14 protein-coding genes and 1 pseudogene are annotated in these 14,445 nt (G+C 46.3%); 1 reads left to right on the forward strand and 14 read right to left on the reverse strand.

All coding sequences use genetic code 11. The annotated features are described in order from the left end of the window. Positions 1-3: 3 nt before the first annotated feature. From JGK07_RS19150 to JGK07_RS19215, 14 genes are all read right to left on the reverse strand, one after another. The gene (locus tag JGK07_RS19150; RefSeq protein WP_293193258.1) at positions 4-342 is read right to left on the reverse strand and encodes a DUF5615 family PIN-like protein; all 339 of its coding nucleotides are present in this window, start codon (positions 340-342) and stop codon (positions 4-6) included. Beyond that, on the reverse strand, positions 339-563 hold the full coding sequence (locus tag JGK07_RS19155; RefSeq protein WP_293184449.1) for a DUF433 domain-containing protein: 225 nt from the start codon (positions 561-563) through the stop codon (positions 339-341). Before JGK07_RS19155 ends, JGK07_RS19150 begins: the two co-directional genes overlap by 4 nt. Positions 564-604: 41 nt before the next feature. Continuing rightward, entirely contained in the window at positions 605-1,477 is an 873-nt protein-coding gene (locus JGK07_RS19160; RefSeq protein WP_293242676.1) for an MBL fold metallo-hydrolase, read from the reverse strand. Between the two features lie 216 nt (positions 1,478-1,693). After that, positions 1,694-2,944: an HhoA/HhoB/HtrA family serine endopeptidase gene (locus JGK07_RS19165; RefSeq protein ID WP_293242674.1), complete on the reverse strand. Its 1,251-nt coding sequence runs from the start codon at positions 2,942-2,944 to the stop codon at positions 1,694-1,696. A 142-nt stretch (positions 2,945-3,086) separates the two neighbouring features. Beyond that, positions 3,087-3,218 carry a hypothetical protein gene (locus JGK07_RS19170; protein WP_293184441.1) on the reverse strand — a complete coding sequence of 44 codons (132 nt, stop codon included), beginning with the start codon at positions 3,216-3,218 and terminating at the stop codon, positions 3,087-3,089. 546 nt (positions 3,219-3,764) lie between these two features. Continuing rightward, positions 3,765-4,877 (reverse strand): AI-2E family transporter, encoded by a 1,113-nt coding sequence (locus tag JGK07_RS19175; protein WP_293193255.1) that lies wholly within the window; start codon positions 4,875-4,877, stop codon positions 3,765-3,767. Positions 4,878-5,138: 261 nt separating this feature from the next. Then, complete coding sequence (locus JGK07_RS19180) at positions 5,139-6,197, reverse strand: D-alanine--D-alanine ligase family protein (RefSeq protein ID WP_293184437.1); 1,059 nt, start codon at positions 6,195-6,197, stop codon at positions 5,139-5,141. Positions 6,198-6,384: 187 nt separating this feature from the next. Then, positions 6,385-6,789, reverse strand: a complete 405-nt coding sequence (locus JGK07_RS19185; RefSeq protein ID WP_293184435.1) for a hypothetical protein — start codon at positions 6,787-6,789, stop codon at positions 6,385-6,387. 31 nt (positions 6,790-6,820) lie between these two features. Beyond that, a complete protein-coding gene (locus tag JGK07_RS19190) occupies positions 6,821-7,720 on the reverse strand; it encodes a hypothetical protein (protein WP_293233560.1) in 900 nt (299 codons plus the stop codon). Between the two features lie 73 nt (positions 7,721-7,793). Further along, on the reverse strand, positions 7,794-9,146 hold the full coding sequence (gene miaB, locus JGK07_RS19195; RefSeq protein WP_293216715.1) for a tRNA (N6-isopentenyl adenosine(37)-C2)-methylthiotransferase MiaB: 1,353 nt from the start codon (positions 9,144-9,146) through the stop codon (positions 7,794-7,796). A 253-nt stretch (positions 9,147-9,399) separates the two neighbouring features. Next, positions 9,400-10,578, reverse strand: a complete 1,179-nt coding sequence (locus JGK07_RS19200) for a DNA cytosine methyltransferase (protein WP_293290996.1) — start codon at positions 10,576-10,578, stop codon at positions 9,400-9,402. Positions 10,579-10,743: 165 nt separating this feature from the next. Beyond that, positions 10,744-11,172 carry a hypothetical protein gene (locus tag JGK07_RS19205; protein ID WP_293242671.1) on the reverse strand — a complete coding sequence of 143 codons (429 nt, stop codon included), beginning with the start codon at positions 11,170-11,172 and terminating at the stop codon, positions 10,744-10,746. Between the two features lie 180 nt (positions 11,173-11,352). Beyond that, positions 11,353-13,356, reverse strand: coding sequence for an FHA domain-containing protein (locus JGK07_RS19210; protein ID WP_293233564.1), 2,004 nt, complete (start codon positions 13,354-13,356; stop codon positions 11,353-11,355). Positions 13,357-13,667: 311 nt separating this feature from the next. Then, positions 13,668-14,195 (reverse strand): FHA domain-containing protein, encoded by a 528-nt coding sequence (locus JGK07_RS19215; RefSeq protein WP_293184423.1) that lies wholly within the window; start codon positions 14,193-14,195, stop codon positions 13,668-13,670. A 127-nt stretch (positions 14,196-14,322) separates the two neighbouring features. Between JGK07_RS19215 and JGK07_RS33225 the strand changes: the two are divergent. Then, positions 14,323-14,445, forward strand: a pseudogene (locus tag JGK07_RS33225) (RNA-guided endonuclease TnpB family protein); the annotation flags it as partial.

Raw genomic sequence — 14,445 nt, forward strand, 5'->3', positions numbered from 1 at the left:
CGACTAATCCCCGCTAATCTCCACTAACCTTTCACCGGTTCTCAAAAGTTCCAGCGCATCTAACAAATGTGCACTAAGAATCTCTCGCAACCGATCATTTGATGTATTGCCACACGTCAACCAGATAATTTGTGGAGGCGAATCAAGACGATCGACCAAATCAACAAAGTCGCTGTCTTTAGTCATCAAAATAACTCCCTGCGCTTTGGCGGCCTCGAAAATTTCAGGATCTTCAGCATCTCTCAGTCCAATGTCGCGCAAGGCTACCGCTGCTACTCCAAGTGTATTAGTCATCCAGGTTGCGATCGCTGGTGGCAGATGTGCATCTACCCAGATCGTCATGCAACTAACACTGGATGATTAAGTTTACGTGATGCGTACAAAAGAGATGCTTTGAGGTCATCTCTTTCCAAATCGGGCATTTCTTCGAGAATTTGTTCAGCACTCAAACCGGCCGCAAATAAGTCTAGTACATCTGATACCCGAATTCTCATGCCACGAATACAGGGACGACCACTACACTGTCTGGGATTAATTGTGATTCTTGCAAGTAGTTCCAACATTCAAGTTAGTGAGGGTGAACACTTATCTTCATTATATCACATTAAGCATCAACCATCCAATCAATACACTTCTGCATTTGCTGTTGCATTGTTTCTCGATCGCCATTATACCTGCGCCCGTGCCCCGGCAACACCCACTCAAAGTCATAATTAGCCAAATTCTGCATAGATTTGATTTGTTCTGCCCAAGAATACCAACAGGCTGTCCGAAAACCAATCAAATGCTGTAAATTTTCTGACCAAGCGAGATGATCGCCGCTAAACAAAAACTTGTTATTATAAAGTAAAACTGTGTGACCTTTCGTGTGACCGGGTACAGAAATAATCAACAAATCATCAGCTATTTGATGCGGTTCATTGCCAGATAATTGAATTTCCACACTGCGAGTATCCGCGTTAATTTCGTCAGCATGAAGGATGCGATCGCACTCAAAATACTCCCGGTATTTTTGATGGTCTGCCACATCATCCCGGTGAGTCAAATATAGATAGCGAATGCCACCCATTGCTTCGATATTTTTCACTAACGGCGGCACAAAACGCGGAGAATCAACTAAAATATTGCCCTCTGGACGGACAATCAAATAACTAGCAGCCCCGTAGGATTTTTCTGAATGGTAGCCACAGTGGTAAATATTGTCTGTTACCAGTGCTGGCAAGTTTTGTTGAACTTCTTTGATGTTTTTGGGTTTTTCAACAGTGCCGATCGAACTTGTCGGACAAGACAAAAGAGCCGCGAGACCTCGCATGGATGCTGTCTCGTTGGTTGGCTGCTGGTAAACCGCAGATTGTTCTCCGGCTTGAGTAAAGACTTCCGGTGCCATCCACCGACAAGTATCGCAGTCAATGCAGCTACTATCTACGTAAAAATTACCGCTGATATTTTCGGGGCGGCGTAAATTGATGTGAGCCATTTTTTATACCTTTTAATCACTAATCAGGGCGAGAAGCCCATTATATAAAAAATTCGGGGCGGGCAAGATGCCCACCCCACCAGGATTTAACTTTCTTGTGGAATTGGCATCTTGCCCGTTCCTAAAAATACTACCGGTTCCATCAGAATTTAACTTTTTTGTGGAACGGGCCGGAGAGCCCGTTCCCAAGCAGACTGCAAACTCAAAGTTTCAATTCTACTGCTGCTTCTGGCCCGCTGGAAAAGCACCAGTTGTCACCGCCACAGTCACAGGTTGTCCGCTGCGGCTCAACTCAAGCTGCATATCCTTGCCTACGGTACTTTGCTCCACAATTTGCTGTACGCTGCCAGCATCGGTGACTTCTGTACCGTTGATTTTTTTGATCACGTCAGCAACGCGCACTCCAGCTTGTGACGCCGGCGAATTTTTTGCAACTCCCATAACTAACACGCCTTTATCTTCAGTCAGCCTCAATTTGGCGTTGGGATTTTTATTGAATTCTGCTTTGACTTCGGGAGTAATGCTCAACATCCGAACGCCGAGATAAGGATGTTCGGCTTTTCCGGTACTGACTAATTGGTTGGCAATTTGTTGGGCCCGATCGATCGGAATCGCAAAACCCAACCCTTGGGCACCTTCAATAATCGCCGTATTCATGCCGATAACTTGACCCCGCTGGTTCAGCAACGGGCCGCCGGAATTGCCGGGATTGATGGCGGCGTCGGTTTGAATAAAGCTGACGCGCTTGTCGGGAACGCCCACATCGGCGCTAGAACGGCCTGTCGCGCTAATAATACCGACAGTCACGGTATTGTCCAAACCGAGGGGATTGCCGATCGCGATCGCCCATTCTCCCGGCTGTAAATCTTCAGATTTACCCAAACTCACCACAGGCAAATCGGTAGCCTCAACTTTAACAACAGCCACATCAGTAACTGTATCTACGCCCAAAACTTTGCCTGCCAATTCACGGCCATCCTTCAGTTTTACCGTCACCGTATCGGCGCCATCAACAACGTGAGCGTTAGTCAAAATGCGGCCGTCGGAACCAAAAACAAAACCCGAACCAGAGCCTCGTTGTACTCGATTTCCCGGCTGAGACCCAATCGGAGAATCTGGATCGAAGAAGCGGCGGAATTGTTCGGGAATCTCTTCTGGAGCTTGGTTTTTCACTGTGCGAGACGAGTTAATTCGTACTACTGCCGGGCCGACTTCCTGCACTACTTTAGTCACAAAATTAGAGTCTTGATTCGGCAATATATTTGCAGGTAAAGCTGAGATTGGCGCTGCGCTTGCAGGTTGTTCGGCTTTGATAGCATTAGAACTGCCAGGAACTTGCGAATTTAGGGCGTTGCAGCCGACAGTTGCCGTGGAGCCGAGCAAAACGAGGGATAAAAAAGCAAGTTTTTTCGGCACAGAAAAACGGCGAGAATGTTGAGTTTGATTAGATTTTTTGGGGGTTGACATAGTATTAATTTGGTAGAGAATGGGTGAAAGTTATAATTATGGTTTGGCAGTTTTAGCACTACTGTACAATTAACTTAGAACTCAAGGTTCTTTAATTTTAATTGAAACATTTATCAGATGTGTTTGGGTGGTGGGATTTACCCTACAGGCTGGAGTAGAAACCAGACTGTTGCAGGCAAATTGTTGATTTTAGGTGGTCAGCGCGATCGCCCTGGGTGAGGACTGGCGAATTGCCACACCTGCGATAATACCAACTACGGTAACGGATCCGCATATTCCGCATTTCCTGGAAAATCTTCATGGCCTTGCTACCGGCAGCCCATAACTCAAACAAAAATGTTGGGTTTGTTTCCTTAGCCTGCAATGAAACCGGTGCGTTGCTCGCTCGAAACAGTCGCTCTTTCTTGAGGATTGTCGATGTATCCCTATCCTACGGCTATGAACGTTAATCTAAGGAATGAGAATTAAATAACTTCTACTCTTGAAAGTGGGATGGGCGTCCCGCCCGTACTTTTTGGACGGGCGGGACGCCCATCCCACAATAACAATTAAAATTGTCAGTTATTTAATTCGCGATCCTAAAATAGTATTATTTTCCGTAGGTTCGATCGCAATACGGTTCACTTAACACTATCCCAAGAGAAGGGGAGCGTTTCAGTTTTGCATTTACAGTGCGAGCGTCCCCGCTCGCGTGCTTGTACAAGCACGCGAGCGGGGACGCTCGCACTACCATAAAAAATGCTTCTTGCAAAACTGAGATGCTCCCAAGAGAAGAACGTTAGCTTTCGCGATCCGGAGGAAAGCAAACTGTGTCTATTTTTCATAGTTTTTCCCTGTTGGAATCTCCGCTCTCAACTTTATTGGGTTCAATGGAACTAACCGCATCAATTTCCCTCGACTTGTTCCTGGAAGTTTCCAAAATATCAACAGTATTCTTAATAAAACCAGCCATCGGTACAGCAACTAACAAACCTGCTACTCCCGCCACCTTAACTCCCACTAACAGAGACACTAAAATCCACACCGGATTGAGGCCGATAAAACCACCTAATAATCGAGGAGCAACCCCGCTTTCAATTACTTGCTCTATGACTGTCGCGACAGCTAAAACTGTCACACCGAGCCAAAAGTTGCTTAGTGTAATCAGCAAACTGACAACGCAAATACTGAAAGGTGCCCCGAAGGGAATCATCGTCATTACACCGACACCCAAACCGAAAAGCAGCCCGAAGGGAACTCGCAAAATTAAAAAAGCCACCGTCATCGACAGTCCCATCAAACCCGCCAAGGTTGCTTGTCCGACGAAGTAGTTGTGGAAGCTTCGCGCCAGCAACTGTCGCAATTGCAGGCTCTGTTTGGAGGGAAACCATTTAAACAATCCTTCCCACACGCGATCGCCATGCAAGAGCAAGTAGAATGTCAGAACTATTGTCAGCAGAAAATTCACCAGACTGTCTGCCGCACCCAAGCCAAATTTGAGGATTTCGCCAGTGAGAGACTGCAATTGAGTTGAAAGTCGATCGCTCAATTGAGTAGTCAAACCGCTAACATCAATGCGAAGATTGCGATTTTCTGCCCACTTATTGAACGCTTCAATCTGTTCTGTACCGGAAACTATCCAAGTTGGGAGTCGAGTAGCGAGTTCAGTGATTTGGTTCAGCAGAATCGGAGCCAGAGTGACACCTAAAACCACCAATATCAGTAAAGTTACGAACAACACCGACAAAACTGCGCGATCGCGCTTCAGCCCGTATTTACGCAGAAAACGCACTGGATAATCTAGCAAAAAAGAGAACACTGTAGCGATTACCAAAACAGTAATCAGAGCGCGAAAATATTCAAACACTAGGAGGGCTAACCAGCAGTTGAGTACCGCTAGAGGGAATAACAGTCCGTAAGTCCACCACTGCGGCAGTTTAGTGAAACGTCTCATTAAGTTAACCAAGTTAAAATTTGAGATGCCAGATGTGAGATTGACGCTGCTATTCGCCGTTCTCCGTTAACGATTTTATGTTGCATTTAGTTATACCAGGCTGCTAAAAATTCCCACTTGCTCTGCTAGTAGCAGAAATTGGGCTGTGGGCAGGTACTCCCTGCCACAACCATGTTATCTCGTTGACGCTGGTATGGATATATTACCTGCGGAATAACTTATTTTTTGCTATTTTTAGGAAAGGAGTTTGAGGCTCACAATTCAAGCTTTTTCGCCGTGCCGTTCGAGAGCTAATTGAATTAAACGGTCTGCTAATTCGGGGAAAGAAATACCATCATGCGCCCACATTTGAGGATACATACTGGTAGCTGTAAATCCGGGGAAAGTGTTGATTTCGTTAATCAAAACTTCTCCGGTTGATTCAACGTAGAAAAAGTCTACCCGCGCTAAACCGGCAGCGTCAATGGCTAAGAATGCTTGCACTGCCATTTCTTGGATTTGCGAGACGATCGCACTGCTGACTTTTGCCGGAATTGAACACTCGGATTGTCCCTCAGTATATTTAGTTTCGTAGTCGTAGAAATCGCTTTGAAAACTAATTTCTCCCACCGTTGAAGCTTTCGGATTATCGTTGCCCAAAACCGCACATTCTAACTCTCTAGCAACCACACCAGCTTCCACAATGATCCGCCTGTCGTAGCTGGCGGCGCCATCAAGAGCGGCTTCTAACTCAGCGCGCGATCGAGCCTTAGAAATGCCCACAGACGAACCCAAATTTGCTGGTTTAATAAAGCAAGGATAGCCCAACTCAGCTTCAATTTTGTCGCACAGTTTGGGGAAAACGCAAGGATTCGACCAGATTTCGGAACGATTGACAGCGATGTATTTTACCTGCGGCAAACCTGCGTTAGCAAAAGCCATTTTCATCGCAATTTTATCCATTCCCATCGCCGAACCCAAAACCCCCGAACCGACAAAAGGAACTTGCAATAATTTCAGCAATCCTTGCACCGTACCGTCTTCACCGTTAGGCCCGTGTAAAACCGGAAACCAAACATCTACTCCATTAAAATTAGGAAATTGCCAAGCTTCTCCTGCTTGTGACTCTATTTCCAGAGGTTTGCCGGCGGCTAAGACTTGCTGCGGTAATGTTCCCGACAGCCAGCGGCCGTCTTTTTGGATGTAAAAGGGCAGAACTTCGTATTTAGAAGCATTTTCGTCAGCAGCGAGGGCACGGGCGATCGCCCTTGCCGAACTAATAGAGACTTCATGTTCGCCCGATCGCCCGCCGAAGAGTAACCCGATCCGCATCTTCGTCATTTTTCCATACTCCCGATACTTTTTGATAAATATACACGCAGAGAGCGCAGCCAACGCAGAAATGAACGCTTTAAGACTACCTATCCCCTCCCTTCCACTCTTCCTCTGTGTCCTCTGCGCTCTCTGCGGTAAAAAAATATATCTTGTTAAAAGACTCCGAGACTCTAGCAAATATTATCTATGGAGGTTACTGGGGCTGTATTGGTTTCACAAAACTGCTGTTAGCCGGCACAAAACAATTACTCGGCGCGCCGGTACCCTCACTTTTTTCTATAAAAAACCAAGGTTGACGTTGGGCATCGTACAAAACCCCCAATCCGCTAGGGCCCAGATAGATTTCAAAATTCTGCCCTGGTTTCAAAGTACCAACTACAGGCCAACTGCCAATATTTAAATTTACCTTGCTTCCAGGGTCTTCTATTTCCTGAATAGAGTGCGGGCCCATGCGACATTTAACACCGTTGGGGTCTGAATCTGTGGCTTCCCAATATCGGTGAGATGTTCTTTTATACTCTCCACGTTCGTTTGGCTGCGGCAATTCCACTTGAGGAATTGAATTTTGCGTCTTGTCAAATTCAGAATTTTGTGTCATGTTATTTAGACTCTTTTTTCGTATTAGAGTTTTATTGCGGTGTTCCAGCCAGCCACAAAGCTAAATTGCGGACATAAGTTTTGATATCATCTAAAGCCTGTGACTCTGTTTGCATAGTGTTTCCCGGCGGTTCAGTCACAAAGCTTGGACAACCCATATCCAAATTCCAATTATAATCGCAGAAGTGATGAAAAGTCGATTGAGCCACTCCACGTCCGAGCTGATTTCCGATCGTATCGGGAGGCCACTCGAAAGCAACAGCGAGGTTAAAAATGCGATCGCTCACCAAACTTTTCCCTTGTGCAATTACCCTACCGTACTGATCGCCTGGGGGGACACCCACAGCACCTTCGTGGGGATGAGCCGGAAAAAACTCGATCGCTTCCCCAGAAGCACCAGACCTTTTCAAAAGAGAATGCACCGGATCGATCGCGATAATTCTCTGATAATTCCCATTGCGTCCAGAATGATAGTTAGGCCAAGAAATATTAGTAGTATCAACATCATCTATGCAATGTTTCGATGGATCTGGATCGGGATTTTTAGTTTGAAAAAAATGTGCAGCCCCCACACCGGAAAGAGTGCAGATAGACGAACCTAAATCTTGATGGTCGCGAGTTGCCAAAATCCCCCCACCCCGTTGGTGAAAAGCCTTAATTCCCGCACAATCTTTTTCAGTCAAACCGTCTCCTATATCAACAGCAAACAGCCACAGCTCGTCAAATATTGATTCTCCCAAACTGCTTAGGATTGGGTCATTTCCTTCTATATTTGATTCGCGGTTTCTTGCCGTTACTTGAAATAATTGATTTCCCCGATCGTCCTTCAGATTAGCCAAATAGTCTCGCAACAAAGAGAAACGCTCGATACTCCAGTCATCCTCAGTTGTTGGAATCGTTGTTTGCAGTAAAATGCGAATTGGTTTTTCCATTTTAATCAGGGGAACGGGGAATAGTTTTGAGTTAGTGGATATGGAAGGGAGGAAAAGAAATTAAATTCGCAATCTAATTTAGATTTTCCAGCATTTCGCCAGTCAAACTAAAAGCGCGAATATCAGTAATTTTAACACGCACAATCTTACCAGCCAATTGTGCAATATCCCCCTTAAAAAATGTGAGACGATTGCCGCGAGTGCGCCCCATCACCTGAGTTGGATCTTTGAGATTTTGGACTTCCACCAAAACCTCCTCCGTGCGCCCGAAATAGCGCTGCGATCGCTCCATAGCCGTTGTTGTCACGACATGATTGATACGTTGCAGGCGATCGGCTTTTACCTCCTCACTCAACTGATTTTCCCACAACGCAGCAGGCGTTCCCGGGCGAGGCGAATAAGCAGCAGTATTCACCAAATCAAAACCAACATCTTCGATCAACTTCAGAGTCTTCTCAAACTGCGCCTCCGTCTCCCCAGGAAACCCGACAATCGCATCAGCCGTAATCGAAGCATCAGGCATATAACGGCGAATCATATCAACAATTCGCAGATATTTCTCCTGAGTATAACCCCGAGACATCGCCTTCAGAATCTCATTATCTCCCGACTGAAAAGGCACGTGAAAATGTTCGCAAACCTGCGGCAACTCCGCACAAGCCTTAATCAATCGTTCATTAAAATAGCGAGGGTGGCTAGTAGCAAAACGCAGGCGATCGACACCAGGAACATCCTGCACAAAATAAAGCAAATCAGTCAAAGTATGCAGGTTGCTACCATCCGGTTTCGTCCCCGGCAAATCGCGCCCGTAAGCATCAATATTCTGCCCCAACAAAGTTACTTCCTTGTAACCTTGACGGCCCAACTCCTCCATTTCAGCCCGAATTGCCTCCGGCATTCGCGACTGTTCAACCCCGCGAACATTTGGCACAACACAATAAGTGCAGCGTTCATTGCAGCCATAAATTACATTCACCCAAGCAGTCACATGGCTGTCGCGACGAGGCTTAGTAATATCCTCCATAATCTCCACAGCTTCCGTCGCCACAACTTGATTTCCCTGGAAAACTTGTTCCAGCAAATCTTCAAGTCGATTAGCGTGTTGCGGGCCCATTACTAAGTCCAATTCCGGCACTCTCCGTAACAGCGCCTCACCTTCCTGTTGCGCCACGCATCCAGCTACAACTAAAGTCAAACCCGGTTCTTTACGCTTGCGATGAGCTTGCCTTCCGAGGTTAGAATAAACTCTTTGTTCGGCATTATCGCGAATGGTGCAAGTATTGTAGAGAATCAAACTAGCGTCGTTCGGGTCTTCCGAGAACTCAAAGCCCATATTTTCCAGAATGCCAGCCATCCGTTCGGAGTCGGCTTTGTTCATCTGGCATCCGAAAGTGGTAATGTGATAGCGGCGGGGTTTAACGGTCATGGCGAATTGCAGGAAAATAAAAAATCTAGGTTTTCAACCTTAACCAACTATTATATAACAAGTCTCAACCCTTTGTGAACTTTTCTTGTTCTTAATTTATTGAAAAACAACTTTCACAAACCTTTAGGGTGTGTGAGGCGCGGCGATTAATACCATTGCTGAAAAATATTGCTACAATATATTTTGGGGTTTGTTTACAATAGCTGGTGCTGGTGGTGCTTCGCCATTAGATTGTCGATTGTGATGCAGAGATTTATCGCAGGCGACACACCCTACAAACTACAAACCTATGATATGATTGTAAAAAATGTAAAATAGTTTTAGCAATACCTTGCCCAGCCAAGTAAGGAACTCCATTTCCAACTGTTTTAAACATATTCGTCAATGTCATATTATCCGGCAGTGCAAACTCTTTTGGTAGAGACTGAATAGCTAGTGTTTCAGCAACAGAAAGCCTGCGAACTTTGTAAGGGTGCAAGTGAACTTCGTTATTACCGTAACAAGCAGTCGGCGAATAACGCCAGCGGTGCAGGCGCTTGAAAGATTTTTTTGAATCGTCTCCCTCATCGACCTCAGCAAACCTTTTAATACCTGCTCTTGGTTCAAAATAATGTTCAGCGTTGGGATGGTTGAGAACATCATTTTTTTGAAACCAAAACTCAACTGTTAATTCTTGGGTGATGCCATCGGGACAAGGCAAAAAACCATCGCGTACAAAAGCATTTCTTTCAGACCAATGATGACAAAAAACTTCTGATTTGGGATATAATATCTGAGTTTCCCAGGGGAATAAATTTTCAGGTAACATTGGGCTGGTTTCATCTAGAATAATCCCCAGATTTTTGACAAGATTTTTTTTAAAGCCAATCAAAATAATTCGGTCTCTATCCTGCGGTACTCCATATTCGATCGCATTTATTAAACGTTCCACAAAAAAATATTCCGAATCAGCCAACTTAAGCTTGAGTTCGTCGTAAAAAGCTTTATGTTTTTTTGTCCTCCACAAACCTTTGACATTTTCAAACAAAAAGAAATCCGGCTGCTGCTGGCAAATCAATTCAATGTAGGAAGCTGAAAGTTTGCCTTTATCTCCTTCCTGCCCTCGGTTTTTACCACCCACAGAAAAGTCTGGACAAGGCGGCCCCGCGATAAATCCCACAATATCGTGATGCTGGCGGGCATCCTGCATCAATTCCCGCAGGCGAGAAGCTGTTTTTCCCCCTACAAGTTGAGTGACATCTGCTTCCTCGCCTTCGCAGTATCCGTATTCTGGTAGCGGCAAATTCAGGCACTGCCGAGAGTAGCGGTATGCTTGCATGAAAGGTGGGAAAATTTCATTGACATAGGCTACATGAAACCCATTTAATTCAAAACCGAGGTCAAGGAATCCCGAACCGGAAAAAAAGGAGAATATACAGGGAGAACGGTACATTAAATCATCCCAGTTATTTTAAACTAAGCTTACTATAAATTCGGTTGGGCTTGCACCTGACTATTGCTAAAAGTCGCAGAACCCCGCGCCGGACACGGCAGTGCCGTTTCCCTACTCAAATATGGGCAACCACGGAGGGATTGCCCCTACAAATTCCAATAATTCTTAAAACCATTGGCCGCCTCGGAAACGCCAGTAGGGAAACAAAATCCGCATTAGTGTTTGGGATGCTAGATAAATAGCCAGCCACACTAAACTGTAATGCAATGCAAAAGCTGTTAAGTCAAAATTTTCTCGCGGTATTCCCGGCAAACCGATAATTTTGATGAAAAATAACACAAAAAGTGCTTCCCAAATCCCGGCGATTAATTGAAATGCGCCGGGCCAATCTCGATCCCAGCGAAACTGCTGGATGTAGATATATAAGATATCCCAGCCGATGCCAAAAATTGCTACATAACCTAAAATTAAGAAAAAGATTGCACCTGATGTGGAAGTGATTAAACCTAGAAAAAATGGCAGGGTTACTAAAACGCCGATGGTTGCAAATAGCAGTAACCGAGTTTGCCAGCGGCCGAATAAGGTGGGGGTCATTCGATTTTAGATTTTAGATTTTGGATTTTAGATTGGGGATTTTGAATTTTGGATTGGGGATTGGCGATTTTGAATTGGTGATTTTGAATTGGGGATTGGGGATTGGGATTTGAGGTTGAATGCGAAGCTCTTTTACATCCGTTAAATCCGCTACAAAATCCGTTACCGAACTTTTTCAATTTAGCCGGGAGATTTATTTAAAATCCACTTTGACCATTGTAGGAACGATCGCCAAACGCTCAATTTCCCAACACCCGGAACTCCGTTAGCGGCCAGACTTTCAACGGAACGCAGGGCGGCGTATTGCAAGCCCAAAAAGCTGTCTACGGGCGCGTAAGGCCCGCCCAAAGTAATCGCGCCCGCTGCGTACACCCGCCCTTCTGGGTTGTTGGGGGAGGCGTTCCGCAATTCGGGCACTTCAAAATCGTTGTTGACACTCAAACGCCCCAAATTGTTGAGGGGAAGATTGTATTGAACTACCAAATCCTCTAGCAGGGGACTGGTTTTTACCTTAGCGTCCAAACCTGTCGCGTCAATAATAAAATCAGCTTGTAACTTAATTTGCCCTTTGAGATCCTTTTCTTGAATGTAAGTCACGGTGCGGTTTTGACTGTCGCGCTCGACTCGCTCGACTTCCCCGAAGGTAATTTGATACCATCCTTGACTTAAACCTTCTTTGACTATCCGCCGCCAGTCGCTGCGATTGGCTGTGGTAGTGCCGCCCCAGTCTCCGAGAAACTGCGGGCGAAATTCGGGTTTGGCTTTTTCCAAAAGTACGCGGAGTTCGCCGCCCCAACAGGCTTTGGGCCAGTTGAAAGGTTGAAATTCATAGTGATTTTCGACGACTCGCACGGTGAGGTTAAATTTGTTACCTTGAGGTTTGGGCGATCGCATCAAATGCAATACTTGAATGTTGGCATTTCGCTGTCGCGCTTCATAAATTCGCTGCACCACCCGCGAAGCCACAATTCCCCGCCCTCTAATTAAAACGCTGCCGCCCCTCGCCTCCAACTTTTCGTAAACGCCGTCGTGACTTTCGTAAGCGTTGACAACGGACTCAAAATCCTGGGTTTTTTCGCGATATTCTTGCAAGTCGGGCAAAAATTGAATGGCGGGATAGCCGGTGGCTAAGTGTACGTATTTGGCGATTAAAAAAGCACGATCGCGCTGGTTGGCATTCGATCGAGAATAAGCGATCGCGTACCTACCGTCATCTGTCTGGCGAATCGCCCGCACTCTCCCGTAGCGAAACATCTGATTCCACCCGATACGCACAGTTTCCCTGTCAATCGAATCAAACACATTTCCGGCGCGCGGCGTATAAGTTTCGGCAAAAGTCGGTTCCGCAAACACCTGCCACATCAACTTCAGCGACACCATCAACCGCCCTTTCCGCAATTCCTGCCAAGCTTCCCGCACAGCATAGGGAGGCCAGCCCCAAATGTTGTCTGGACACGAGTCAGAATTCGATCGCAGGCGTTCCCTGAGCGGAATTTGAGAATTCAGGCACAACCGACGGTAACGGGCGTAAGGTTGCTCTTCCATGCCCAGAACGGCAATTCGATCGACCTTCACGCCGCAAATTCTCAGCAAATCCACCCAAATCAAGCTGCCCAAACCGCCACCAACAGCAGCCCAATCAATTTCTTCAACCGGGAGTCCCATAGATTGGATCGATCGCATTGTGACTTGATTTGCCTGCAAAAATGCGATCGGCGGAAATTCTCCCCTACTATTTGTTTGAGGCACCGGCGACACCATGGGCTGCCCCAACGCGGGGTCTGGCCTATTGGTCTGCGGGTTAAAGAAAATGTGAGAATTGACAGACTGGGTTTCTGTGGAATTAACAGTAAATGAAATGGCTATCTTGTAGGGCCCGATTTGCAGCATATCGCCATTTGCCAGCACGCACCGGGTTTGGCGGGTGCCGTTGACAAAAGTACCGTTGCGACTGCCGGTGTCAGTAACTACAATACTGTCGCCTTCGGTGGCAATCACAGCGTGAAACCGAGACACTTGACTGCTTTTGAGGGGAATTCGAGAAACTCGCTCACCGTTGATGGTGGAGGGCATACCTTCAAAAATACGTCCCAAAGCGATGGGCAATTCGAGTATCGGGGAGCGACAATCCCCCGTAGCTGTATCTTTCCAAGTAAGTCGCAGGTGCAAGGGTTGAGGATTCATTATTATTTTTTAAACATCAGCCGTCGGCTTTGAGCTTTCTGGGAAAAAAGATTTTTGAATTTGAGAGATTTGATTTGATCTCGGGGCCTATCTCAAAAACTTTAATAGTTTTAGGTGCATGGGGGCTAGAAACCGAGAATATCTGTAGATTTCTCGTTATTTCGCCCCTGATATTTGAGATTTTCGATTGAATGCAGTCCCAAAAGTGTCAAGAAGTAAAAATTAGATGCCGTTGCCAGCAAGATCCTAGCATTGGCGATCGCGCGATCGAACAAAAGAGCGATCGCGCGATTCTGGCTTTTTCTCTTCCCTCAAGGAGACAGCACCACACTCGCCGCCGCCGCCAAAGAAGTACCGCACCACGGACACCCCGCACTCAACTGCGCGTAAGGCGAAACGCGGCTGCACTTGGGACACTGCAAACCGTAAATAGAAGGCTGCGTCGGCGGGGAAGAAATTTGCACCGGAGGCGCCCCAAGCAAAACTGTCAGCGGCGCGGCTAAGTGCACCTCAGTTACATTCACCTCGATTTCCACTTGGCCTAAATGGATGCGGCTGTCGGATTTCAATATTGCTTCGCCCGAGGCGAGAATTTTTCCGTCTACCAGGGGCGGATTGCTGGCGCGCAAATTCCGCACTGCATACTCCTGCAATTCGCGATTAAAAAATATTTCGACGTGCAACCCCGATACGCTCGAATCCGAAAATACTATATCGCACTGCGCTGGGTCGCGTCCGAGTCTCACGCTTCCCGGGTTTTTGCTTGGCTGTTCGTTTAGAATCGTCTGAGTTTGACGAACCCCAGCCTCTGTCCATGTTAAATTTAGCTGGTTTGTCATCGTTTTATAAGAAATACCGTGAAAACCCTGGGACTTTAGTCCAGGGATGAAAGGGCATTGCAGGATTGATCCTGCCAGTTAAATATTTACCAATTCTAGTAAAATCAATCAAGGAGGGTAAAAAAAGATGTACGCAGTACAAAGAGACCTTTGGCATTTAACAGGACTCGACAAAACCATTGTCGAGCAACTGTTGAGGTGGTCAAACAATCTGTTTAATGTCGGGACTTACGAAAGTCGGCAACGGTAC

The sequence above is a fragment of the Microcoleus sp. PH2017_24_DOB_U_A genome (assembly GCF_020738205.1).
GTDB lineage: Bacteria > Cyanobacteriota > Cyanobacteriia > Cyanobacteriales > Microcoleaceae > Microcoleus.